The organism is Roseateles sp. GW821-FHT09G09 (assembly GCF_059415965.1).
The window spans coordinates 289,259-312,480 of sequence record NZ_JBWKOG010000002.1; the positions used below are offsets into that span (position 1 = coordinate 289,259).

The following is a 23,222-nucleotide window of genomic DNA, read 5'->3' on the forward strand; positions in this document are numbered from 1 at the left end:
TTGCTGATGCTGCCGTTGCTGGCACTTCTCTTGTGGTGCTCTGCCTGCGTTGGCTCGCCAAAGGTCGCGTTCGGTCTCGTGTCGCTGGACGGTGACGGCAATGCATTGCTGATTGTCGATCGCCCGGTCCCGGCCACGGCAACGATCCATCTTCAGTTCGCCGATCCGCAGTCCCAGCCCCGGTGCTGCAAGCAGCTTCGAGGCAGCGACCTCCAGGCGAGCACTGAGGATGTCGTCGCCACCAACAAGCTGACTGACGCCAAGCCGCTGGTCTATCGCGCGAAGGTCCCTGGCGACTGGGCCGAACTGCCATTCATCGGCGTCGCCGCCTTCGGCGATACCGGCAGCGTAAAGGGCGATTCAACGAGCCTGATGGTCACAGGTCGGGACGGCGTCCGCGTACGCGCCGACCTTTGCGTCAGCCGGGAGGGAGTGCACCTCACGGAGAAGCAAGGCGGCAAGGTGGCGACGCATCTCTACCTCTGGCTCGGATACGAGGTGGAATCGCCCACCTGCCGGTGACACCGCCTTCGACGTCGCCGTTCGCGGCGCCACCACTGGTGCCGCCACGCGCTACCGCAGGACTTTCGTCCATTGACGCCGCGGCCCGGTGAAAGACACTGCGGGCCTTTCCTCGACCTGCTGCGGCTGCGCGCGACATGGATTCCTTCGAAGCTTTCCTCCTGGTCGTCGCCCTGGGCCATCTGTGGTGGCAGCTCTCCAAAGTGAAGCGGCGCGTCCGCGAGCTGGAGGAACGGCTGGCCACGCAGGACGTCGTGCGAGTGCAGCCCGCGGCGACTCAGCCGGCGCGTGCGGCGCAGGCGCCGAGCGCGCAGCCCGCGACCGCATCGCCAATGGGAGCGGCGACGGCGACGGTGCCGCCGCCTCAGGAGTCGGCGCCGACGCCTCGATCCCTTGACGCGCCGCAGGCGTCTGCTCTGACCGCTCCGACCGCTCCGGCCGTTCCAGTCGCTCCGATGCCCGAGGCCGCGGCGACCGTGCCATCGTCGCCGCCGGTCCGACCGCCGGCGGCACCGCGCGTCGCGCCGTCGCCGGCCGCCTCCGTCACACCGCAATGGCAGGCCGCCTTCTTCGACCTGCTGCGCAAGAACGTCTTCGCCGTCGCCGGCATCGTCCTGCTGCTGCTCGGCTTCGTGGTGCTGTTCCGCTCGATCGAGTGGGGCCATCTGCTGTCGCCGCTCGCCAAGGTGTCGCTGGGCTGGGTCGCCGCGGCGGCGCTCGGCTTCGCGGGCATCAAGCTGAGCGCGCGCAACGGGCTGTGGGGCCAGGTCGTGCAAGGCGGCGCGGCGGCCATCGGCTTCCTCGCCACCTATGTCGGCGCGTCGGGCTACGAGGTCGTCTCGCCGACGGTCGCGTTGGTGCTCTTCACCGCCATCTCCGGCGCGCTCGTGTATCGCGCGCTGAAGGAGGACGCGAAGGTCCTGGCCGGCGTCGGCTTCCTGGGCGCCTATGCCGCGCCGCTGCTCGCCATGTACGGCCACGCGGGACTGCTCTTCAATCTGGTCTACGGCCTCATCGTGACTGCGTTCGCGCTGGGGGTGAGCCTGTCCCGCCGCTGGCAGGAGATCGGCATCCATGCCCACGTCTGCGCGACAGGCCTGGCCGCGCTGGCCTACGCGGGCGCGACTTACGAGCCCTCGCTGCCCGCCTGGCACCAGCAGGTGCTGCTGCTGGCCTATGTCGCGCAGTTCGCCGGCTGGGCGCTGGTCTGGGCTCGACGCCATCGTCCCTCCGAGGAGCCGCTCGGGCGCTTGTTGTCGGCCTCGGCCCGCGAGATCCCCGTCCTCAGCGCCTGCTTCTCGACCACCGCCGTCGTCTTCGTCGCACTGGAGAGCTGGCTGCTGGCGCCGACCGCGTTCATGGCCGTCGCTTTCGTCACCGCGGCGGCGCTGGCCTTCGCAGGCATGCGGCTGTTCCCGCAGCGTGCGTTGCGCGAGACCGCCTGGGTGCTGAGCGCGCTGAGCGTGGCCGCCGGCCTGGTGCAGGGCGATCTGGCGCGATCCGTCGCGAGCTTCGGCCTGTTCGCTGAAGGCGCGATCCTGACGCTGACGACGCGCGCGCAGTCCGTGTTCCGTCGCCTCGTGGCGCGTGTGCTCGTGGCGGTCGGCGCCCTCGCCGTGATCGACGTGCCGGCGTTGTGGCCTGTCGCCTTGCTGTCGCTGGCGGGCCTCGCGCTGTCGGTGCGGATGCAGCGCGAGAGCAGGCCGGTCGACGCCGGCCTGGCCGCGACCGTGACCGTCGCGGCCGCGGCGGCGCTGTCGTACCGATACGCCGGACTCCGCTTCGAGCTGCTGCCGATCTTCACGCTGATCATGCTGGCGGCGACGCTGCTGGCGCATGTGCTGGGCCGTGCGACATCGCCGGGGGAGTCCTCGTCGTCGCCGTCTCGGCTTCTGTCGACATCGCAGGAAGCGCTGGAGGCGAAGCCGTCCGACATCCTCCTCGTGCGCTCGATCTACGCGGCGGTGCTCGCCGCGGGCTGGTTGCTGACCTTGACGGTGGCGCGTGAGGCACCGCGTGTCCTGACGCTGGCCGCGGTGGTGGCGCCGGTGGTCTTCGGCGCGGTGGCGGCGTTCCTGTCGCTGCGCAGGACCCTGAGCCCCTATGCCGCCGAGCGGGCGAAGGCGCTGCTCTGGCTGGCGCACCTGCTGCCGGCGCTCGTGGCCTTCGTCTTCAACTGCAGTTGGACGCAGATCGCCTTGCTGCTCGTGGCGGGTACTGTCGCCTTCGCCCACGTGCTCACGCGCTTGCGCGTGGACGCACCGGGGGCCAGGGAGGTCTTCATCTCCGCCACCAGCATGGCGCACGCGGCAGGGCTGGCGTCGCCGGTGCCGCTCGTGATCGCCGCCTGGCCCTGGACCGGCTCGGCCGGCGGCGCAGAGTGGGTCTTGGCCGGCGCGTCCTTCTACGCCGCATTGGTGACCTGGTGGAAGCTCGGTGAGGGCGTGCCCGCGCAGGTCCGCCACATCGTCGCCGCCGCGACCGGCGTCGCGATGGGCTATGTGGTCGTGCGCGGTGTGACCGACGCGCCGCAGTTCGCGTTCCCGCTCGCGTGGGACAGCTACCTGCTGCCGGTCGCGCTGGCCGCCATCGGCGTGGGCTTCCTGTTCCTGAGCACGCGCAGCGGTCGCCGCCTGGCCTGGCAGCTTTCCGCCGCCGTGCTGGCGGGTTCGGCGGTCAAGTTGCTGCTGTCACTGGGCAGCCTGGCACTTTCGCCGATGGGCATCGTCGGCAGTCTCCTCGGCATGGGCGCGCTGTTCCTGCTGGCGGGGTATCTGGCGCCGCAGCCGCCCGCGCGGGAGTAGGCGGGACCGACGTCGCCGCCCCCCGCTAGGCGAAGCGCTTCCGGTACTCCACCAGCGTGAGTCCCAGACGCCGGCCGAACGCGCGCCGGAAGCCGTCCACATTCGCGTAGCCGACCGCGTCGGCCAGGCGCTTGGCCGGCAGATCCGAGTCCTCCGCCATGCGGCGCGCGGCGTCGATGCGCGCGTTCTCGACGAACTCCGCCGGCGTGGTGCCGGTCTCGTCGCGGAACACGCGCGCGAAGCTGCGCTCGCTCATGCCAGCGCGTTTCGCGAGCGCGGGGACGGACAGGTCCGCGCGCAGGTTCGCGAGCACATAGTCCTGGATCGCGCTCACGTCGGAGCGCTCGGCGGTCTGCGCGGCCAGGTGGGCGCTGAACTGGCTCTGCCCACCGGGCCGCTTCAGGAACATCACCAGCTGCCGCGCCACGCGCAGCGCGAGTTCGCGCCCGTGGTCGTCCTCGACCATCGCCAGCGCCAGGTCCATGCCGGCGGTCACGCCCGCCGAGGTGAAGAGCCTGCCGTCCTTCACGTAGATCGCATCGGGCTCGACGCAGGCGTCGGGATGGTCCGCGGCGAGCCGCTCGGTCGAGTTCCAGTGCGTCGCCACCCGCTTGCCGTCCAGCAGCCCGGCCGACGCCAACGCGAACGCGCCGGTGCAGACCGAGCCGTATCGACGCGCCGTGCGCGCCTGCCGTTGCAGCCAGCGCCGCAGGTCCGCGTCGACGACCATGTCGTCGCGTCGCGGGCTGCCGGCGACGAGCAGCGTGTCGATGCGGCCGCGATGCGTCGCCACCGTCGCGTCGACGGCCATGCGCAGTCCGCTGCTGCTTCGCAACAGCCCCGCGTCGGTGCTGATCACGTTCACCTGATACGCCTTGGCGTCGCCGAGCTGATGGGACGCCTCCGCGAAGACGTCGGCGGGCCCGGCCACGTCGAGCAGCTGGAAACGGGGGAAGGCGAGGATGGCGATGCGCATGGCGGTGAATGCCCGGTGATTGGCAGGAAACGCCGTGCCGGCGACCGGCACGCTCCGGTGAGCTTGGCAGAAAATATCCGGACACGCAAATCCAGCCAATCGACTTCAGCCAATCGACTTCAGCCAAGCGACTTCAGCCAAGGACGCCGACATGCACGCCTCACCTTCCATGCCTCCGCCGTTGTCCATGACGTCGGGAATGCCGGCCTCCGCCGGGCAAGCCGGCGCCTCGATCCGCCATCTGCCGGTGAACCTCTTCGCCTCGGTGATGGGCTTGTCCGGGCTGGCGCTGGCCTGGCGGCTCGCGCATCGGAGCCTCTCCGCCCCCGCCTTCATCGGCGAGGCGGTGGGCGCGCTCGCGGTGCTCGTCTTCGTGCTGATGGCCGCGGGCTACCTCACCAAGCTGGCGAAGCATCCCGAAGTCGTGCAGGCGGAGTTCCGTCACCCGGTGGGCGGCAACTTCTTCGGCACGATCGCGATCTCGCTGCTGCTGCTTTCCTCGCTGATCGAGCCCTACAGCGCGTCGACGGCGCAGGCGCTGTGGACCCTCGGCGCAGTGGGCGCGTTCGTGCTCGCGTTCATCGCCGTGTCGCGGCTGCTGAAGGGGCAACTGGACGCCGCGCTCGTGATGCCCGCGTGGCTGCTCTCGGGCGTGGCGACGCTCGACATCGCGGTCACCGGCCGGGACATGCCGATGGCCTGGGCGCCGGAGATCAACCTGATCGCGGGCGCGCTCGGCGCCATGCTGGCGCCGGTGCTCTTCGTGATGATCGTGAGCCGCCTGGTGCACCGTGAGCCGCTCGCGCCGGCGGTGACGCCCTCGCTGATGATGCTGGTCGCGCCGTTCGAGGTGGGTTTCCTCGCCTACAGCAACCTGGTCGGCGTCGACCGCTTCGCGGCCGTGCTCTTCTACTTCGGACTGTTCCTGTTCCTGGTGATCTCGCCCAAGGTGTTCCGCCCGAGCATCGCGTTCTCACCGGCGTGGTGGGGCATCAGCTTCCCGATGGCCGCATTGGCGAGCGCCGCGCTGAAGTACGCGGGCCACGAAGGCGGCATCCCGCTCCAGGTGCTGGCGATCGTGCTGCTGGGCGTGCTGAGCGTGGCGTTGGCGGTCCTGTTCGTGCGGACGGTGCGGATCGTGTTGAACGGACAGCTGTTCAGGTGATCCCACCATCGCGGTCACCGGCGCCGCCGAGGCGGCTGAGGTCACCGACCTGCCGGCGTCACCGCGTCGATCGCATCCAGCACCGCTTCCGGCGTTGCCGGTGCGCGCAGCGGGGGATCGCAGCGCTCGGGCCCGCAGGCCGCGACCGCGTCCTTGATCGCGAGCAGCACCGAGAACGGCAGCAGCAGCGGCGGCTCGCCGACCGCCTTCGAGCGGTGGATGCTGTCCGCCGCGTTCGGCGCGTCGTAGAGCGCGACGCGGAAGTCCCTCGGCATGTCGTTGGCCGTCGGGATCTTGTAGGTACTCGGCGCGTGCGTCAGCAGCAGGCCCGACTGCGGATGCCACACCAGTTCCTCACTGGTCAGCCAACCCTGGCCCTGCACGAACGCGCCTTCCACCTGGCCGATGTCCAGCGCCGGGTTCAGCGACTTGCCCACGTCGTGCAGCACGTCCGCGCGCAGCACGCGCGACTCGCCGGTCAGCGTGTCGACGAGCACCTCCGCCACCGCCGCGCCGAAGGCGTAGTAGTAGAACGGGTGACCCTGCAGCTTCGCGCGGTCCCAGTGCAGGCCGGGCGTCGCGTAGAAGCCGTCGCTCCACAGCTGGATGCGCTCCAGGTAGGCCTTGGCGACCAGCTCCTTGAAGCTGATCGACTTCGGCCCGTCGAGTCCCTCGAGATGACCATCGCCGGCGCCGTCGGCCCGTGCATCCACGCGCACCTCGCCACCGTCGAAGACGAGCGCGTCCTCGTCGCAGCCGAGCAGCCGTGCCGCCAGCGGCTTCAGGCGCTGCTTGATCTTGCGCGCCGCGTCCTGCGCCGCCTTGCCGTTGAGGTCCGAGCCCGTGGACGCCGCCGTCGCCGAGGTGTTGGCGACCTTGCTGGTGTCGGTCGCGCTCGCGCGCACCTGCAGCGCCGGAACGCCCAGTTCATGCGCCACCACCTGCGCGACCTTGGTGTTGAGCCCCTGGCCCATCTCGGTGCCGCCGTGGTTCACCAGCACCGAGCCGTCCGTGTAGACATGGACCAGCGCGCCCGCCTGGTTCAGGTGGACGACGTTGAACGAGATGCCGAACTTCACCGGCGTCAGCGCCAGCCCGCGCTTGAGCACCGGGTTGGCCGCGTTGAAGGCGGCGATCTCCGCGCGTCGCGCGTGGTAGCCGGAGGTCTCGACCAGTTGGTCCGTGAGCCGGCGGATCTGGTTGTCCTCGACGCGCTGCCCGTAGGGCGTGACGTCCTGGCCGTCGCGATAGAAATTGCGCTGCCGCACCGCCAGCGGATCGAGGCCCAGGCGCCGCGCCACGCCATCGAGGATCATCTCGATCGCCAGCGCGCCCTGCGGCCCGCCGAAGCCGCGGAAGGCCGTGTTGCTCTGCGTGTTCGTCTTCGCGGCGTAGCCGTGCATCGAGACGTTCGGCAGCCAGTACGCGTTGTCGAAGTGGCACAAGGCGCGTGCCATCACCGGTCCGGAGAGATCCGCGCTGTGGCCGCAGTTGGAGATCAGGTCGATGTCGGCGGCGAGGATCCGGCCCTCATCGTCGAAGCCGACCGACCAGCGGTAATCGAAGCCGTGGCGGCGGCCGGTGACGAGGAAATCGTCGTCGCGGTCGACGCGCAGCTTGACCGGCCGGCGCAGCTTGTGCGCCGCGATCGCGGCCACGCAGGCGAAGAGCGCCGACTGCGATTCCTTGCCGCCGAAGCCGCCGCCCATGCGCCGGCACTGCACCGTGACCTGGTGCGCCTGCCAGCCCATCGCATGCGCGACCAACTGCTGCATCTCCGACGGATGCTGCGTCGAGCAGTGGATCAGCAGCGCCTGGTTCTCCTGCGGCAGCGCGTAGCTGATCTGGCCTTCCAGGTAGAACTGTTCCTGTCCGCCGACGCCCCATTCGCCGTCGAGCCGGTGGGGCGCCGAGGCAAGTGCCGCCTGCGCGTCGCCGCGCGCCAGATGCATCGGCGGGATGACGTATTGCCCGATGGCATGGGCCTCGCGGGCGGTCAGCACCGCCGGCAGCGGCGTGCCGACGATGGCCTGCTTCGCCATCGCGGCGGCGCGGCGCGCGAGTTCGCGATCGGTGGCGATCACCGCGTAGACCGGTTGGCCGACGTAGCGCAGGTCGCCGTCGGCGAGGATGGGGTCGTCGTGGAGCAGCGGGCCGCAGTTGTTCTCGGCCGGGATGTCGGCGGCGGTCAGCACCGCGACGACGCCCGGTTGCCGGCGCAGCAGCTCGACGTCGATGGCGACAAGCGTGCCATGTGCGATCGGCGAAAGACCGAGTGCCGCGTGCAGCGTGCCCTGCGCCTCGGCGATGTCGTCGATGTAGGTGGCCTCGCCGCTGACGTGCAGATGCGCGGCCTCGTGCGCGCGGCTGACGCCGACCTGCGGCTGCAGCGCGGTCTGTCGCGCATCGAGGGGTATGGCGGGCGTGTCGGCGTCGAAGCCGAGCGGCAGTTCCGAGGGCTTGTTCATGCGACGCTCCGCTGCAGGTTGACGGCCTGCCAGACGCTGCTCGATTCGGCGGCGACCGGCGCATTGGCGCGCGTCTCCAGCCAGAAGCGGCGGATCAGGTTCGCGGCGGTGCGTTCTCGGTAGCTCGCGCTTGCGCGCAGGTCGGTCATGGGCTTGAAGTCCTCGCGCAGCGCGGCGGCCGCGTCGATCGACGCCGCCTCGTCCCAGGCGCGGCCGGTCACGGCGGCCTCGGCCTTCGCCGCGCGCTTGACGATCGCGGCCATGCCGCCGAACGCGAAGCGGGCGTCGCGCACGACGCCGTCCTCCAGCCGCAGGCTGAGCACCGCGCAGACGGCGGAGATGTCGCTGTCGTAGCGCTTGGCGAGCTTGTAGCCGCGCAGCCGCGTGCCGGGCGGCGGCGAGGGGACCTCGAGCGCCTCGACGAACTCGCCGGGCTCGAGCGCGTTCTTCATGTAGTCCAGGTAGAAAGCCTCGAGCGGCAGCGTGCGCTGCGACGCGCCGCGGCGCAGCACGATGCGCGCGCCCAGCGCGATCAGCGCCGGGGCGCCGTCGCCGATCGGCGAGCCGTTGGCGATGTTGCCGCCCAAGGTCCCGGCGTGGCGCACCGGCGGCGACGCGAAGCGCAGCCACAGCTCGCGCAGCGCGGGCACGCGCGCGGTCAGCGCGGACCAGGCGTCTTCCAAAGTCACCGATGCGCCGATGCGCAGCGTGGTGCCGTCCTGCGCCGTCACCGAGTCGATGCGTCGCATCTCGTCAACGCGCCCCGTGAGGATCACGTCGCCGAGCTCACGCTGCTGCTTGTTGACCCACAGGCCGACGTCGGTCGCACCGGCGACGAGCCGCGCCTGCGGCATCGCCTCGCGCAGCGCGGCGAATTCGTCGATCGAGCGCGGCGCGAAGACGCGCTGCGGCGTACCGGCGCGAGAGAGCGCCTCGTACTGAAGCGGCGGATCTTCAGCCAGCACCCGCAGCGCCTCGACGATCGGCGTGCGATCGATCGTGCGCGCCGGCGCCTCGAACATGCGTTCGCCTGCCTCCAGGATCGGCCGGTAGCCCGTGCAGCGGCACAGGTTGCCGGACAGGTCGTCAGCCAGCGCCTGGCGCTCCGGGCGTGTCCCGCAGGCCTGATGGCGCTCATAGATCGCCTGCATCGTCATCGCGAAGCCAGGCGTGCAGAACCCGCATTGCGAGCCATGGCAGTCGACCAGCGCCTGCTGGACCGGGTTCAGGTCGGCACTGTCGCCGAGGTCCTCGACCGTCAGCAGCGCCTTGCCATCGAGCATCGGCAGGAACTGGATGCAGGCGTTGACGTTGCGCAGTTCGACGGCCCGGCCGTCCGCGTCCAGCTCGCCGACCAGCACCGTGCAGGCGCCGCAATCGCCTTCTGCGCAGCCCTCCTTGGTGCCGGCGCAGCGGGCGTGCTCGCGCAGGTACTGCAGCACCGTGGTCGTCGGCGGCAGCCCGGACACGGACTGGAGCTGACCCTGGTGGAAGAAGCGGATCGGACGGGGTTCGGTCATGGACGAGAGCAAGGCTGGGCGGGCCGGAAGGACCGCTGGCGGGCAAGCAAGAAGCGGGCGAGGGTGGCTCCGGCGCCGCCGGATGCAATTAACCAGGACGGTACTCCTGCGCCGTCCCTATGGTTATACGATGGGACTTATGACATCCATATGCCACCGGCCATGTCGGAAGCACTGAACTTCGACAAGATCGACCTCCTTCTGGTGCGGGTCCTGCATACCTTGATTTCCGAGCGCAGTGTGTCCAGGGCCGCCATGCGGCTCGGCAGCACGCAGCCCGCCTTGAGCGCGCAGCTGCGGCGTCTGCGCACCCTGACGGGCGATCCGCTGCTGGTGCGCAGCGGCGCCGGCATGACGCCGACCGCGACCGCGCTGGAACTGCTCGCGCCCGCCGAACGCCTGCTGCGCGAGGCCGACGAGCTCTTCGGCGCCCGGCTGCGCAAGACCGGTTTCGATCCCGCGACCGCCGAGCTGCGCTTCCGCGTCGCGGCGAGCGACTACCTCGACCCGCTGTTCCTGCCGCTGCTGGTGGCGCATCTGCAGCGGCTGGCGCCGGGCGTGCAGCTCGACCTGCAGCCGCTGAACGCCGACTTCGATTACCGCGCCTCGCTCGCCCGCGGCGAGGTGGACCTGGTGATCGGCAACTGGCTGGAGCCGCCCGGCGAGCTCCACATGGGCCGGCTGCTGGTGGACGAGGTCGTCTGCCTGGTCAGCAAGGACCACCCCGCCGCGCGTATGGCACCGCGCGCCTGGACGCAGGAGCGCTACCTCGACTGCCAGCACCTGGCGCCGATGCCGCTGAGCCGGGGCCAGCCGGGCGTGATCGAGCAGCACCTGGCCTCGCTCGGCCTGGAGCGCCGCATCGCGGTGCGCTGCGCCCACTTCGGGCAACTGCCGCAGATGGTGGCGCGCAGCTTGCTGGTGCTGACCACCGGCCGGCTGTTCTGCAACCGCTACGTGGATCAATTGCCGGTGACGGTGCTCCGCTGCCCGGTGGCGTTCCCGCCGATGACCTACTACCAGCTGTGGCACGACGTCAGCCACAACAGCGCGCCGCTGCGCTGGCTGCGCGAGCAGGTGCGCGAAGTCGCGCGCGAGCTCGTGAAGTAGGGGCCGTCGCGTTGCTCTCCGCATCTCTCCCTGAAGTCTTCCTTCCGAATCTCCTCCGCTGAACGCATGACCACCGACCGATCCGCCGCTCCCGCACGCCTGGCCCTGAAGGGCGACCTGCTGGACTTCACCGCCGCGCCGCAGTGGGCGCGCGTGGACGACCCCGCCGTGCGTTTCCGTCCGGACCATTGGCTGCTGATCGAGCAGGGCCGCATCGTCGGCGCGCAGGCGGAGGATCCGGGCGAGGGCTGGGTCCGCGAGGATCACGGCGGCCGGTTGATCCTGCCGGGCTTCGTCGACACGCACGTGCACAGCCCGCAGCTGGACGTGATCGCGTCCTACGGCACGGAGCTGCTGGACTGGCTCAACACCTACACCTTCCCGGCGGAGCAGCGCTACATGGATCCGGAGGTCGCGCACGTCGGCGCGGGCCGTTTCCTCGACGCGCTGCTGGCGCACGGCACGACCTCGGCGGTCGTTTATCCGACGGTGCACAAGGTCTCGGCCGATGCGCTGTTCGACGCCGCCGCGGCGCGCGGCATGCGCCTGATCACCGGCAAGGTGCTGATGGACCGCAACGCGCCCGAGGCGCTGCGGGACGACGTCGCGCAGGCGGAGCGCGACTGCCTCGACCTCATCGCGAAGCACCACCACCGCGAGCGCCTGTCCTACGCGGTGACCGTGCGCTTCGCGCCGACGAGCACGCCGGAGCAGCTCGCGATGGCCGGCGCGCTGTGCCGCGCCGATGCCAGCCTCTACATGCAGACGCACGTGGCGGAAAACCGCGGCGAGGTCGAATGGGTCGCCAAGCTCTTCCCCGAGGCCCGCAGCTACCTCGACGTCTACGACCGCGTCGGCCTGCTGCATCCGCGCTCGGTGCTGGCGCACGGCATCTGGCTGGACGACGAGGACCGCCGCGTCGTCGCGCGCACCGGCGCCCACATCGCGCATTGCCCGTCATCCAACCTGTTCCTGGGCAGCGGGCTGTTCGACTGGCCCGGCGCGCTCGCCGCGGGCGTGCGCGTGAGCGCGGCCAGCGACGTGGGCGGCGGGACCTCGCTGTCGGCGCAGCGCACGCTGGCGGACGGCTACAAGGTGCAGGCGCTCAACGGCCAGCGCCTGACCGCCTGGGCGGGGCTGCATGCGGCGACGCTCGGCGCGGCCGAGGCGCTGGGCCTGTCGGACGAGCTGGGCCACTTCGGCGCCAAGACCCTGGCCGACGTCTGCGTCTGGGACTGGGCCGCCGGCCCGGTCGCCGAGGCCCGCATGAGCCTGGCGCGCGACCCGCATGAACGCGCCTTCGCCTGGATGACGCTGTCGGACGACCGCAACCTGGTGGCGAGCTATGTCGCGGGCGTGCCGCGTTATCGGCGACCCTGACAACCCCGGGGGCTGCCGTCCGTCGCCTCTGCACGCAGCCTGTCGGTGCAGGGCGCAGCGCGTGGAACCGGGGATAGTCAAATCCTGACCCCGATGCCTACAGTCGGAGCTTCCCGGGACGTCCCCGGGAGCGATCAGGAGAGGAGATCCCCGATGACGAAGTTGTCCCCGAACGGCACGCCGAAGACGGCATTGACCGCGCTGTGCCTGGCGCTGGCCGCCGCCGCGACGCTCGCGATGCCCGCACAGGCCGCGACGGAGAAGGTCGCCAGGACGCCCGCCACGGCGGCCACGGCCAAGGCGCAGGCCAAGCCCTCGCAGCCGCGGCCCGCCAAGCCCTACACGATCGAGCAGTTCATGGCGACGACCTCGGTCCGCGGGGCCTCGTTCTCGCAGGACGAGCGCCGCATCCTGTTCAGCAGCAATGAGACCGGGATCTTCAACGTCTACAGCCAGTCCGTCGACGGCGGCGCGCCGGTGGCGTTGACCAAGTCCACGACGGAAAGCCACTACGCGGTCAGTTACTTCCGCACCGACGACCGCGTGCTGTTCACGCGCGACCAGGGCGGCAACGAGAACAACCACCTGATCGTGCGCGAGCTCGACGGCAGCGAGCGCGACCTGACGCCCGGCGACAAGGTCAAGGCCGGCTTCACCGGCTGGAGCCGCGACGGCGACGCCTTCTTCGTCACGACCAACGAGCGCGACGCCCGCTACATCGACGTCTACCGCTACGACGCCAAGACCTACGCGCGCACGCTGATCTACCAGAACAACGACGGCAACGCGGTGTTCGACGTCAGCGGCGACGGCCGCTGGGTGGCGCTGGGCAAGACCAACACGACGGCGGATTCGGACGTCTACCTCTACGACACGCAGAGCAAGGAAACGAAACATCTGACGCCGCACCAGGGCGTGGCCTCGTTCAGCACGACGGACTTCGATCCGGAGTCTAAGACGCTGCTGATCCTCTCGAACGAGGGCTCCGAATTCCAGCGCCTGGTCGCGTACGACCTGGCCTCGGGCCAGAAGCGCGACCTGGAGAAGGCGGACTGGGACATCGTCTACAGCAGCTATTCGCGGGACGGCCGTTATCGCGTGACCGGCGTCAACGCCGATGCCAGCCTGGAGCTGCGCATCGTGCAGACCGCCGACGGCAAGCCGGTGGCTCTGCCCAAGCTGCCCGGCGGCGAACTCCGCGGCGTGACCTTCTCCAAGACCAGCCAGCGCATGGCGTTCTACCTGAACGGCGACCGTTCGCCGAGCAACCTGTACGTCTACGACTTCGGCACGAAGCAGGTGAAGCAGCTGACGCGCACGCTGTCCAAGGACATCGATCCGGAGGAACTGGTCGAAGGCCGCATCGTGCGCTTCCGTTCGTTCGACGGGATGGTGATCCCCTCGGTCTACTACGAGCCGAAGGAGGCGTCCCCGACCAACAAGGTACCGGCCGTCGTGATGGTGCACGGTGGGCCGGGCGGCCAGACCACGCGCGGCTACGCGGCGATGGTGCAGTACCTGGTCAACCACGGCTATGCGGTGCTGGGCATCAACAACCGCGGCAGCTCAGGTTATGGCAAGACCTTCTTCACCGCCGACGACGGCAAGCACGGCCGCGAGCCGCTGTGGGACTGCATCGAGGCCAAGACCTACCTGGCCGGCACCGGCGTCATCGACCCCGAACGCATCGGCATCATGGGCGGCAGCTACGGCGGCTACATGACGCTGGCGGCGATGGCTTTCCGGCCGGAAGCCTTCAAGGTCGGCATCGACATCTTCGGCGTATCCAACTGGCTGCGCACGCTGGAGTCCATCCCGCCGTACTGGGAGAGCTTCCGCAAGGCGCTGTACCTGGAGATCGGCGATCCGGTGAAGGACAAGGATTTCCTGATCGCGACCTCGCCGCTGTTTCATGCCAAGGAGATCCGCAAGCCGCTGCTGGTGATCCAGGGCAAGAACGATCCGCGCGTCATCAAGCCGGAGAGCGATGAGATCGTCGACGCGGTGAAGAAGAACGGCGTGCCGGTCGAGTACGTGGTCTTCGAGGACGAGGGCCACGGCTTCTCGAAGAAGAAGAACCAGATCGAGGCCAACCAGAAAACGCTCGAATTCCTCGACAAGTACCTGAAGCCCGGCTTGAAGAATTAAATCCGTGCGAAGTTGCACGGTTTACAGGCTGTTGCCGGGCCTCGCCCCGGCATAGGCAGGATGCCCCCACAAGCAAAAAGCGCCCGGCCCCGTGCCGGGCCTTTTTGTCTAGACAGAGAGAGAAGCGCCCGGTCCAGGACGCCTTGCGCAGGTCACAAGCCTGCGGGGCTCGTCGGGCTTCGACACGATGGGGGATCAGATCATGCGATTCGATGGCACGTTGGAGAGTTGGTACGCCGAGCGCGGCCACGGGATGCTCAAGCCGGAGCAGGGCGGTGATGCCCTGTTCGTGCACGTGTCTGCCTTTCCCATGGACGGTCAGCCGCCTCGGGAAGGCGAGCGCCTGAGCTTCGAGGTTGTGTCCAGGAGTGACGGCAGCAAACAGGCCGTGCGGGTGCATCGTCTGCAGGAATACAAGCTGCCTTCGCAGCTGCGTCCCGCGCGCATGGGCTCGCGCCCGCCGCGGCCGATCGCGCGCCGTCGGACGTCGCCGCTGACCTGGACGGTGCTGGTGCTGCTGTTGCTGGGCGTGGGCGCGACCGTGTGGTCGCCGGCCAGCCATGCGATCGCGGGCAAGATGCAGAGCCAGGCCCAGGCCCAGGCTCAGAATCAGACGCCGAGCCAGGCCAAGGCCCAGGGCCGGGTGGGCCGCTGACAAGTTGACTCCTTGGGGCTGGCACCTGCAGCCCCGTCGCCCTCGCGGAGGCCCACTGCTCCGCTTCTTTCAGGCTGCCCTCCCGGGCAGCCTTTTTTGCGTCCGGCCCGTCGGCTCACGTCGCTGACGTCGCTCATGTCGCTCGTCAACGAAAGGCGGGCAGGGGGCTCCTCATACTGTTCGCATGCTCACAAAATCGTCGCCCCCTGCCCGCCTTCCGTTGACTCGGAATCAGGGGCGCGAGGAAGGCGGCGGAGGGTCAGACCTTGAGTTCGAGGCGAACGGTCCACACGGTGAAGCTGCGGCCGGTGCTCTCGCCGGTGACGATGCGGCCCGGCGTCGTGGCAATGCTGCCGTTGCCGAAAGTCAGCGGGACAAGATTGCTGGCAGCAACGCGCACCGCCACCGTCGGCGAGAAAGTCCACATCGCGGAGAGATCGATGACACGCTTCTTGTCGATGTCGTTGAGGACCTGGTCGCTCTGCTGCAGCAAGGTCGTGGGCGTGTAGTTGAGCGACGCGCCCAAGGTCAGCGGCACCGAGCGCAATCGATAGTCGGCGCCGAGGTTGGCCGTGTAGCGCGGCTGCTGGTCCAGCTTGTTGTTGGGGCCGACGATGCCGTCGACGGCGGAGTGGAACAGCGACAGGTTGCTGCGCACGTTGACCGGGATCGCGTCGCTGAAGTACTCGTCGAGTCGGAACTTGGCCTCGAGCTCGACGCCGTAGGTCTTGGCATTGCCGATGTTGCGCGGACGGATGACCCAGCGCTGCGTGGTGGCGTAGGGCACCGTCTCGAGCTCGGCCTGGCTGCGGATCAGGTCGGTGATGCGGCGGTAGAAGAAATTCGCGCTGAGCAGGCCGCCCTTCGAAAGGTATTTCTCGTAACCGATCTCGACACCCGTGGCCATCTCCGGCTTCAGGTCGGGGTTGCCGAAGCGGTCCGGGTAGTTGATCAGGTTGGGGCCGCAGAGGATGTCCGGCGGCTGGCAGGTGAACTGGCTGTTGATGCTGAGCCGGCCGATGACGTCGTTGAGGTTGGGCGCCTTGTAGCTGCGGGTGAGGCTGGCGCGGATCTGCTCGCGGCTCTTCTCGTCGATCTTGTAGACGCCGTGCAGCAGCGGGGTGAGCACGCTGGAGGTGTTCTTCACCGGGCCCTGGTTGTTGGTGCTGTCGGTCTGGATGCCTTCCCAGCGCAGGCCGGCGTAGAAGCCCCATTGCTTGCCGACGCTCCATTCGTCCTGTCCGTAGACGGCCAGGCGGCGCGTGGAGGCGCTGACGTTCTCGCCGAAGTCGGCGAGGAAGGCGCAGGGGTTGCCACTCATGGTGCGGCCGAAGACCTCGTAGCAGCCGCGCGTCTGGGTGCGCTCGGTGCCTTCGCCCTCGACGCCGGCGACGAGGTTGTGCTCGTTCTCCATCTGGTGCGTGAGCTTGAGGTTGACGCTCCACTGCGTGTCGCGGCTCTTGGTGGTGTCGTCCTGCGTGCGATAGAAGACGCCCGGCGTGGCGTCGAGGTCTTCCTCGCGATGGGCGCTGCTGTCCATCGTCATGCGCCCGGCGCCGAGGCGCGTTTCCATGCGGGTGCGCTCGTCGATGCGCTTGTTCCACTGCAGGTTCAGGCGCGCCATCGCGGAGCGGCTGCTGCTGTCGTTCGTGGCGGTGTCGTACTTGATGCGCTCGAAGGCGTTCTCGTCGGGCACCGCGGACTGGGTCTGCCGGGAGCTGCTGCCGCCGCTGCCGCGGTTGACCATCACGAAGGGCTGGAGCGCGATCGTGTCGCCGCCGTCCAGGCGAAACTGCAGGCGGCCGGTCATGTTGAGCGACTTGCGCTCGTCGGCGGTCTGGCCGCGGGTCTGGAGCAGGGTGTCGCTCTTGGGCGCGCCGGTCGTCGTGTCGAAGCGCTGGGTGAAGGACTGCGAGTCGATGTCGTCCAGCCGCTTGTGCTGCATCGCGTTGACGGTGAAGTTGTAGGCGTCGCCGTTGTCGCCGATCTTGTCGTTGCGGGTCCAGTTGAAGTGCGGGGTGAGGTGGTCGCGCTCGAAGGCGGCGGCGAGGCGGACCTCGTTGAGCCGGCGCTGGAGAGCCTCGCGCAGGACGACGTTGATGGTGCCGGCGATGGCGCGCGCGCCGAACTCGGCGGTCGGGGCGCGCATCACCTCGATGCGTTCGATCTGCTCGGGCGGGAGCTCGTCGAGCGAGAAGCCCGGCGGCATGCGTTCGCCGTTGACGAGGATCTGGGTGTAGCCGCTGCCCATGCCGCGCATGCGGACCTCGCCGCCGCGGCCGGGGCGGCCGCCGGTGGTGACGCCGGGCAGGCGCTTGAGCACCTCGCCGATGGTGGAGTCGCCGTAGCGCTCGATCTCCTCGCGGCCGATGATGATCTTCGAGGCGGTGGAGGCGCGGCGCTGGTCGTCGTCGCGCGAGGTGCCCTGGATCTCGACGCGGTCGAGCTGCGTGGGGTTGTCGGCGTCCTTGGCGGGTGGCGGCGCGGCGGGGCGCGAGCGCTCAGGCGTCGGTGCAGGCGCCTTCGCGGGCGGCGTGGCGGGTGCGGGGGCGGGCGGCGTGGCCTGGGACCAGGCGGAGGCGCTCAGGCCCAGCATCAAGGCGAAGGACAGCGGATGCAGGGCAGGTCGGCGGGTGCTTGTCATCGAAAAGGCAATGGCGGAGCAAGCGCGGCCCGATCTGGCGATGGCTGGGACGGAAGCGCGAAACAGGGTTGTGGGGTCCCGCGGGCGAGGGCGGAAGGCGTCTCGTCGCGGATGGGTCGAAAGGATCGCACGCTGTACGTTTCGTGCCGAAGGCGAGCGCGGACTTTCAAAGTTCTTTACCCAAGGTGATGGTCGGGCGCGACGCTGGGGCGGGGAAAACCCCGGGTGACGCCCTTCGCCTGGGGGATTGCGGAGCGACGATCGCGATCTGGCCGTCCAAATGAAAGAAGCCACCCATCGGGTGGCTTCGTTTCTGAAAAGGGTATCCGTGACGCTGGTGACGGGTTCCAGCTTTCTGCCCAGTAGTGCAGCCGGTTGTTGTCTCGGATGCCTTGCATTCTGCCGAGCTTTTGTGACGGGCAGTTGACGAAAAGCAAGGTGAGGGCCGGTCAGTTCCTCAACAGGCGCTCGCCCCCGCAGGCTGCAGGCGCCGGGTCGACTCCCGCACGATCAACTGGGGCATCGGCGGCTCGATCGCCGAGCCGCCGGTGCGCAGCAGGTCCAGCATCGCCGACGCCGCGCGCCGGCCAAGCTCGGCGATGTGGACATCGACGGTCGTGCGCGGCGGGCTCGCATGCGCGGTGTTCAGGAGATCGTCGTAGCCGACGAGCGAGACGTCCTCCGGCACGCGCAAGCCGCGGCTGTGCAGCACGCGCGCGGCGCCGGCCGCCATCTGGTCGTTGGCGGCGAACACCGCCGTGAACTGCGCGCCGCGGTCGAGCATCCGGGTCATCGCCGCCGCGCCGCCCACTTCGCAGTAGTTGCCGCAGCCGATCAAGGCGTCGTCGACATCGAGACCCGCTTCGGCGAATGCCGCGCGGTAGCCGCGCTCGCGCTCGGACGAATCCGCGTGGGTGGCGTCGCCGCTGATGAACGCGATGCGGGTGTGACCGCGCTCGATCAGATGCCGCGTCGCCACGCGTGCGCCTTCGAGGTCATCCGTCTTCAGCGCATGCAGCCCCGCGGCCTGCAGCGCGCGACCGGTCACGACGACGGGGAGTTCGCGCGCGAGCGCGGCGAGGAACCCGTCGCTCAAGCCGCCGGTCAGCACGATGATCCCGTCCACGCGCCGCGATCGCAGCGAGGCGATGCAGCGCTGCTCCTCATCCGGCTGCCAATGGCCGCTCGCCACGACGAGGCCGTAGCCCGCGGGCGTCAGCACTTCCTCGATGCCGCGCAGCAGCAGCGCGTAGAACGGACTTTCGAAGTACTGCGCAAGCAGCCCGATGTTGAAGGTCCTGCCGTCCGCGAGCGCGCGGGCGATGGTGTTGGGCACGAAGCCCAGCGCGTCGATCGCGCGCCGGACGCGCTCGGCTTTCTCCGAACTCACCTGCGCGCTGCCGCTGAGCACGCGCGAGACGGTGCTCGGCGAAACGCCGCTGGCGACGGCCACCATGCCCAGCGTGACCTCGCTGGACGTCGACAGGAGGGGCTTCTTTCTCTTCATGGGAAAGCGCTTTCAAGAACGGGTCGATCCTACTCCCGCGCGGGTTCGATAGAAGAATGCGCCGCAATTCCCGTGTCGGTGGCCGCCCGGGCTCGCCGCTTGCTCTTGTCGCCCCAACTGTCATTCCTCCCACGCCATGTCGGAACGCCTCAAGGTCCTGGTCGCCGATGACCAGCCGGATTCGCTGGATCTCCTGCGCGAGCTGCTCACGGTCTACAACTTCGAACTGCGGGTCGCCCGCAACGGGCTGGAGGCGATCGGCATCGGCTTGAAGTGGGAGCCCGACATCCTGATCACCGACATCGACATGCCGGACGCCGACGGCCGGCACCTGGCGGGGCGGCTGAAGGTCAGCCTGCCGACGCTGATCGCGATCGCGGTCAGCGGCACGCCGCTCAATACCGATTTCGAGGTGTATGAGGATCTGATCTTCGACGACTACTTCGTCAAGCCGATCGACTTCGGGCGGCTGCACAAGACGCTGACGAAGTACGGCGCGAAGCTGGACGGCCAGCCGACGATCTACTGAGCGTCGCCCGGACCGACGCCGCCACGGCCGCCACGGCCTGGCGAGGGCGCCCGTATCATCGGCCGCACTGTCATCGACATCGGGAGACGCCGTGAGGCGACTGCTGCACCTGACGAGCCGCCATCGCGCGCCGTCCACGAACCAGGCGTTGGGGCTGCTGCTCGCGTTCAACGCGGGGGCGGTGAACGCGGGCGGGTTCCTGGTCTTGCAGCGCTACACCTCGCACATGACGGGCTTCGCTTCGCAGCTGGCGGACGGCGCGGTGATGGGGCAGGGGACGCTGGTGCTGAACGCGCTGGGGGCGATCCTGGCCTTCGTGGCCGGCGCGGCGGTGTGCGCGGTGCTGGTGAACTGGGCGAGGCAGCACGGCCTGCGCAGCGTCTATGCGCTGCCGCTGATGCTGGAGGCGGCGCTGCTGTTCCCGTTCGGATTGATGGGTGCGATCACACTGACCTGGCACACGCCGTTCGCCGTGCCGCTGACGGTGCTGCTGCTGGCTTTCATCATGGGACTGCAGAACGCGGTGGGATCGAAGACCTCGGGCGGCAGCATCCGCACCACCCACATGACGGGCAACATCACCGACCTCGGGATGGAGCTGGGGAAGATGCTGTATTGGAACCGGCAGCCGCCGGCGACACGCGCGGCGGTTCGGCATGACCGGCAGCGGGCGAAGCGTGCGGGCGGGCTGCTGGCGGCGTTCGTGGTCGGCGGATGCGTGGGTGCGCTCGGATTCAAGCACCTCGGGTTCGTGTTCGTGGTGCCCCTGGCGGCGGTGCTGTTCGTGCTGGCGCTGCCGCCGATCACGAAGGACTGGGGGCGGTGGCGGGGGCTGCTGGCGCGGGGACGTTGACGCGGCGACGTTCACGCGGCGACGTTCACGGGTCGACGGTGCCGGGCGCTGGCCGACGGACAATCGCGACGATTGGAGCCTCGCATGCAAGACCCCCACGACGTCGACCTCGACCCTCAAAAGATCAGCGCCTTCTGGGCGTGGCTGGCGTCGCACCAGTCAGCGCTGAACGCCTTGGAATCGCCCGACGATCCGTTCTGGGATGAACTCCTGGCGCATCTTCAGGGGGTAAACGAAGGCTTGTGGTTCGAGGTCTCCGCGCCCGGCGACGAGGATCGCGAGCTGGTGATCACCGCGCAAGGCGAGTGGGCGCTGTTCCCGCTGGTCGAGGCCATGGTCTCCGTGGCGCCGGAGCTGCCGGGATGGATCCCCGTGGCCTTGAAGCCGGCGATGGGGTTCGGCTTCAGCATCGGTTATCGGGGGCTGGAGCTGGATCCCCAGGACCTCTGGTTCGAGCCGATGGTCGACCCTGACGCGCCGGATGTGCTGGGTTTGCGCGTTGCGGTGCAGGGGTTCAACGACGATCAGGAAGAGGACTTCGCCAACGGGCTGCTGCTGATGCTGGATACGGCGCTAGGCGAGAAAGCAGCCGCGACGGACGTCGATCTGGTGGAGGTCTGCGACGTGCCGGCGGACCCCGACGACGAGGGCTTCCTGCCGTTCGCGGAGCTGGGGAGTTACCTGGCTTGGCGGAAGAGTCGGCTGACGCATTGAGCGGCGGCCAAGCTCCGTCCGGTCACGCCGCGTTGTTGCCGGCGGCGAGCGCGACGGTCCAGTGACCGCCGGGTTCTTGGCGCACGTTGAGCAAGTCGTAGGTCTTCAGCATGCTGACAAGTCCCGAATGTCCGAATGTCTGCGGTGAGAAGCCCGGATCAGTGCGGCGCAGATAGGAGCCCAGCGTTCCGACATGGACGCGGCCATCGGAGGTGTCGGCGGCCATCAGCTTCACTGCGTTGACCAGCGCCTTCGGGCGCTGTTTCGGCTTGGGCGCCGGTGCCGGGGCTGCTGGTTTCGCCGCGGCGGGCTCGGCCGATGTGGGCTCGGCAATCGCGGGTGCGATCACTTCAGGAGGCGTCCACTGGAAGAACTGATCGCTCGCGTTGCGCAATGCCGCTGGCGTCTTTGCCTCGCCCACGATGAGCACCGTCGATCCGCGCTCCCTCAGCTTCCGGCAGAGATAGGCGAAGTCGGAATCGCTGGTGACGATGCAGAAGGTGTCGGCGCGCCGGTCGAAGAGTACCTCGATGGCATCGAGCGCGAGCGCGATGTCCGCGGTGTTCCGACCTTGGCGTCGGTGCGGATGTCGGTGGTGTCCACTCGGCCTCTCCCTGGAGTTTGGCGGAGTGTCCAACACCTTCATCGATCGCCCAGCGGTTGTTGCGGGTTCGGCCGGCGCTGGGCGTTGCGGTCGTCGGTTTCGCGCTGGCGCGCGATGCGGTCGAAGGCTTCCTGCCGTTCGCGGAGTTGGGGAGCTGTTTGGCTTGGCGGAAGAGTCGGCCGACGCATTGGGCGGTGGTCGCTGCGTTCAGCGCGTGGCGGCGGCTTCGTCGTGCGGTGGCCAGCAATGCGTGCGGCCGCTTGTCTCGGTGATGGCCTTGCGCCACACGTCTTCGGGGAACAGGCCACGATCGACCACCGCGCCGAATAGCTCGGGGCCTCCGCTGGCCTCGGTCGGGATGACCCGTGGCTTCTCCTGCCCGCGCAGGGTGAAGAACAGATAGTCGGAATCGTCGATGCCGCCGTCGACGAAGCACACCCGAATGATGTCGTCCCAGGCGAATTGCTGATTCCAATCGCTCGAAGCGTCCTGAGTCTCGACGACCCGCACGTGGACTTGATCGAATTCCACCGAGAGTTGCTCGAGCATACGTTTGGGCGGGACCACGAATCCAAAGCGAGTCCTGAGGAGGTACCTCACGGCGGTCCAGCCGGTTGCGCCGAAGAACCCCAGGGCGCCCAGGATCGATTCGGCGGTGAGGCTGTGAAGCCCGTCCGTCAGTAGGCTGAGCAGGTACCAGAGTCCAGCGGCGAGCACGCTCGATGCGAGCATCCCGCCGAGGAAATGGAAGAGACGGCCCTTCACGAAGCACATCAGGGCGATCACCAAGCAGAACGCGGCCGGAATCCAGTCGATCAGTGACCGGCGCTCGGGGTCGCTCGCCCAAGCCGCGAACATCGCTGCGAAAAGAATGCAGAAGAACGCGAGGATGAGGCGGGCGACGAGCGACATGAGCGCTGATTGTCGTCAGCGATCGCGCAGCGGTTGTTGCTGGTTGAGTCGGCGCTGGGCGTTGCGATCGTCGGTCTCGCGCTGGCGCGCGATGCGGTCGCCCTCGTTGGCGTTCGCGGCGCTGTGCATCGCCTCGGCTCGACGGCGCGCGTCGGCGCCGCCGGTCAGGCTGCTCTGCGCGTCGACGGCCTGCTTGCTCACGTTCCAGTCCGTGGCGGTGTAGCTGCCCTGGCCCTTCTGGCACTGGCGCGCGCGGCGGATCTCGTCCTGGACGAAGCGCTTGGCGTCCGCGCTCAGGGAGATGGAAGTGGCTTTGGTCTCCATCGCGGTGATGTCGCGGTCGGAGGGGCAGTAGCTGGACGGGGCGGTCTGCGCAGCAGCGGGTGCCGCGTTGGCTTGCTGCTGCTCAGTAGCCGCTCTTGATCGCTCCGCCGCAGCGCGGTCCGCGGAGGTGTCGATGACATTGCTCTGCAGCGACTGCGGCTTCATCTGCTGGCCCTTGGCCGCGCAGGGCTGGTCCGAGTAATGGGTCTTGCCGTCGGTGGTGCATTTCCAGACTTGGGCGTGGGCTCCGGTCGTGGCGAAGATGGCGAGCAATCCGCCGATGACGGCCAGATGGATCTTCTGCATTTCATGTCTCCCTGAAACGAATCGAACGCACGGCGCGACGGAGCGGTTGACTGCAGTTGCTGGCAAGGGTGCTCCGAACCG

Annotated in this window: 18 protein-coding genes; 10 read left to right on the forward strand and 8 right to left on the reverse strand. The window is 69.0% G+C overall.

What is annotated here, in order from left to right; genetic code table 11:
- Nucleotides 1-6 precede the first annotated feature (6 nt).
- Entirely contained in the window at nt 7-522 is a 516-nt protein-coding gene (locus tag AC07O8_RS06135; protein ID WP_495047194.1) for a hypothetical protein, read from the forward strand.
- A gap of 137 nt (nt 523-659) precedes the next feature.
- On the forward strand, nt 660-3,326 hold the full coding sequence (locus AC07O8_RS06140) for a DUF2339 domain-containing protein (protein ID WP_495047195.1): 2,667 nt from the start codon (nt 660-662) through the stop codon (nt 3,324-3,326).
- Nucleotides 3,327-3,351: 25 nt separating this feature from the next.
- Here AC07O8_RS06140 and AC07O8_RS06145 read toward each other — a convergent pair whose 3' ends face one another.
- Nucleotides 3,352-4,302 carry a GlxA family transcriptional regulator gene (locus AC07O8_RS06145; protein WP_495047196.1) on the reverse strand — a complete coding sequence of 317 codons (951 nt, stop codon included), beginning with the start codon at nt 4,300-4,302 and terminating at the stop codon, nt 3,352-3,354.
- 199 nt (nt 4,303-4,501) lie between these two features.
- On the opposite strand from AC07O8_RS06145, the gene AC07O8_RS06150 reads away from it, so the two are divergent.
- The gene (locus AC07O8_RS06150; RefSeq protein WP_495047197.1) at nt 4,502-5,467 is read left to right on the forward strand and encodes an SLAC1 anion channel family protein; all 966 of its coding nucleotides are present in this window, start codon (nt 4,502-4,504) and stop codon (nt 5,465-5,467) included.
- A gap of 41 nt (nt 5,468-5,508) precedes the next feature.
- On the opposite strand, the gene xdhB is transcribed toward AC07O8_RS06150, so the two are convergent.
- Nucleotides 5,509-7,935: a xanthine dehydrogenase molybdopterin binding subunit gene (gene xdhB, locus AC07O8_RS06155; RefSeq protein ID WP_495047198.1), complete on the reverse strand. Its 2,427-nt coding sequence runs from the start codon at nt 7,933-7,935 to the stop codon at nt 5,509-5,511.
- Nucleotides 7,932-9,455, reverse strand: coding sequence for a xanthine dehydrogenase small subunit (gene xdhA / locus AC07O8_RS06160; protein WP_495047199.1), 1,524 nt, complete (start codon nt 9,453-9,455; stop codon nt 7,932-7,934). The genes xdhB and xdhA overlap by 4 nt, the downstream gene beginning before the upstream one ends.
- Nucleotides 9,456-9,617: 162 nt before the next feature.
- Here xdhA and AC07O8_RS06165 point away from each other — a divergent pair, with 162 nt between their 5' ends.
- The 4 genes from AC07O8_RS06165 (at nt 9,618) to AC07O8_RS06180 (ending at nt 14,748) form a co-directional block, all read left to right on the forward strand.
- Nucleotides 9,618-10,565, forward strand: coding sequence for a LysR family transcriptional regulator (locus AC07O8_RS06165; protein WP_495047200.1), 948 nt, complete (start codon nt 9,618-9,620; stop codon nt 10,563-10,565).
- Between the two features lie 66 nt (nt 10,566-10,631).
- Nucleotides 10,632-11,945 (forward strand): guanine deaminase, encoded by a 1,314-nt coding sequence (guaD, locus tag AC07O8_RS06170; protein ID WP_495047201.1) that lies wholly within the window; start codon nt 10,632-10,634, stop codon nt 11,943-11,945.
- Nucleotides 11,946-12,098: 153 nt separating this feature from the next.
- A complete protein-coding gene (locus AC07O8_RS06175) occupies nt 12,099-14,093 on the forward strand; it encodes a S9 family peptidase (protein ID WP_495047202.1) in 1,995 nt (664 codons plus the stop codon).
- Between the two features lie 202 nt (nt 14,094-14,295).
- The gene (locus AC07O8_RS06180; RefSeq protein ID WP_495047203.1) at nt 14,296-14,748 is read left to right on the forward strand and encodes a cold-shock protein; all 453 of its coding nucleotides are present in this window, start codon (nt 14,296-14,298) and stop codon (nt 14,746-14,748) included.
- A 259-nt stretch (nt 14,749-15,007) separates the two neighbouring features.
- On the opposite strand, the gene AC07O8_RS06185 is transcribed toward AC07O8_RS06180, so the two are convergent.
- Together AC07O8_RS06185 and AC07O8_RS06190 are read right to left on the reverse strand one after the other, a co-directional pair.
- Nucleotides 15,008-17,392: a TonB-dependent receptor plug domain-containing protein gene (locus AC07O8_RS06185; RefSeq protein ID WP_495047204.1), complete on the reverse strand. Its 2,385-nt coding sequence runs from the start codon at nt 17,390-17,392 to the stop codon at nt 15,008-15,010.
- Between the two features lie 457 nt (nt 17,393-17,849).
- Nucleotides 17,850-18,899, reverse strand: a complete 1,050-nt coding sequence (locus tag AC07O8_RS06190; protein ID WP_495047205.1) for a LacI family DNA-binding transcriptional regulator — start codon at nt 18,897-18,899, stop codon at nt 17,850-17,852.
- 136 nt (nt 18,900-19,035) lie between these two features.
- Here AC07O8_RS06190 and AC07O8_RS06195 point away from each other — a divergent pair, with 136 nt between their 5' ends.
- The 3 genes from AC07O8_RS06195 (at nt 19,036) to AC07O8_RS06205 (ending at nt 20,995) form a co-directional block, all read left to right on the forward strand.
- Nucleotides 19,036-19,428, forward strand: a complete 393-nt coding sequence (locus AC07O8_RS06195; RefSeq protein WP_495047206.1) for a response regulator — start codon at nt 19,036-19,038, stop codon at nt 19,426-19,428.
- Nucleotides 19,429-19,519: 91 nt separating this feature from the next.
- Complete coding sequence (locus AC07O8_RS06200; protein ID WP_495047207.1) at nt 19,520-20,281, forward strand: YoaK family protein; 762 nt, start codon at nt 19,520-19,522, stop codon at nt 20,279-20,281.
- Between the two features lie 84 nt (nt 20,282-20,365).
- Nucleotides 20,366-20,995 carry a hypothetical protein gene (locus tag AC07O8_RS06205; protein ID WP_495047208.1) on the forward strand — a complete coding sequence of 210 codons (630 nt, stop codon included), beginning with the start codon at nt 20,366-20,368 and terminating at the stop codon, nt 20,993-20,995.
- Between the two features lie 22 nt (nt 20,996-21,017).
- Here AC07O8_RS06205 and AC07O8_RS06210 read toward each other — a convergent pair whose 3' ends face one another.
- The 3 genes from AC07O8_RS06210 to AC07O8_RS06220 form a co-directional block, all read right to left on the reverse strand.
- Nucleotides 21,018-21,641: an NYN domain-containing protein gene (locus AC07O8_RS06210; protein WP_495047209.1), complete on the reverse strand. Its 624-nt coding sequence runs from the start codon at nt 21,639-21,641 to the stop codon at nt 21,018-21,020.
- Between the two features lie 165 nt (nt 21,642-21,806).
- The gene (locus AC07O8_RS06215) at nt 21,807-22,511 is read right to left on the reverse strand and encodes a hypothetical protein (RefSeq protein ID WP_495047210.1); all 705 of its coding nucleotides are present in this window, start codon (nt 22,509-22,511) and stop codon (nt 21,807-21,809) included.
- A gap of 15 nt (nt 22,512-22,526) precedes the next feature.
- A complete protein-coding gene (locus AC07O8_RS06220) occupies nt 22,527-23,141 on the reverse strand; it encodes a DUF4124 domain-containing protein (protein ID WP_495047211.1) in 615 nt (204 codons plus the stop codon).
- Between the last annotated feature and the right edge of the window lie 81 nt (nt 23,142-23,222).

Bases quoted from the DNA above. Each gene is read 5' to 3' on its own strand.
- AC07O8_RS06135 (WP_495047194.1), top strand. From the start codon at position 7: ATGCTGCCGTTGCTGGCACTTCTCTTGTGGTGCTCTGCCTGCGTTGGC.
- AC07O8_RS06140 (WP_495047195.1), top strand. From the start codon at position 660: ATGGATTCCTTCGAAGCTTTCCTCCTGGTCGTCGCCCTGGGCCATCTG.
- AC07O8_RS06145 (WP_495047196.1), bottom strand. From the start codon at position 4,302: ATGCGCATCGCCATCCTCGCCTTCCCCCGTTTCCAGCTGCTCGACGTG.
- AC07O8_RS06150 (WP_495047197.1), top strand. From the start codon at position 4,502: ATGCCGGCCTCCGCCGGGCAAGCCGGCGCCTCGATCCGCCATCTGCCG.
- xdhB (WP_495047198.1), bottom strand. From the start codon at position 7,935: ATGAACAAGCCCTCGGAACTGCCGCTCGGCTTCGACGCCGACACGCCC.
- xdhA (WP_495047199.1), bottom strand. From the start codon at position 9,455: ATGACCGAACCCCGTCCGATCCGCTTCTTCCACCAGGGTCAGCTCCAG.
- AC07O8_RS06165 (WP_495047200.1), top strand. From the start codon at position 9,618: ATGTCGGAAGCACTGAACTTCGACAAGATCGACCTCCTTCTGGTGCGG.
- guaD (WP_495047201.1), top strand. From the start codon at position 10,632: ATGACCACCGACCGATCCGCCGCTCCCGCACGCCTGGCCCTGAAGGGC.
- AC07O8_RS06175 (WP_495047202.1), top strand. From the start codon at position 12,099: ATGACGAAGTTGTCCCCGAACGGCACGCCGAAGACGGCATTGACCGCG.
- AC07O8_RS06180 (WP_495047203.1), top strand. From the start codon at position 14,296: ATGCGATTCGATGGCACGTTGGAGAGTTGGTACGCCGAGCGCGGCCAC.
- AC07O8_RS06185 (WP_495047204.1), bottom strand. From the start codon at position 17,392: ATGACAAGCACCCGCCGACCTGCCCTGCATCCGCTGTCCTTCGCCTTG.
- AC07O8_RS06190 (WP_495047205.1), bottom strand. From the start codon at position 18,899: ATGAAGAGAAAGAAGCCCCTCCTGTCGACGTCCAGCGAGGTCACGCTG.
- AC07O8_RS06195 (WP_495047206.1), top strand. From the start codon at position 19,036: ATGTCGGAACGCCTCAAGGTCCTGGTCGCCGATGACCAGCCGGATTCG.
- AC07O8_RS06205 (WP_495047208.1), top strand. From the start codon at position 20,366: ATGCAAGACCCCCACGACGTCGACCTCGACCCTCAAAAGATCAGCGCC.
- AC07O8_RS06210 (WP_495047209.1), bottom strand. From the start codon at position 21,641: ATGAAGGTGTTGGACACTCCGCCAAACTCCAGGGAGAGGCCGAGTGGA.
- AC07O8_RS06215 (WP_495047210.1), bottom strand. From the start codon at position 22,511: ATGTCGCTCGTCGCCCGCCTCATCCTCGCGTTCTTCTGCATTCTTTTC.
- AC07O8_RS06220 (WP_495047211.1), bottom strand. From the start codon at position 23,141: ATGCAGAAGATCCATCTGGCCGTCATCGGCGGATTGCTCGCCATCTTC.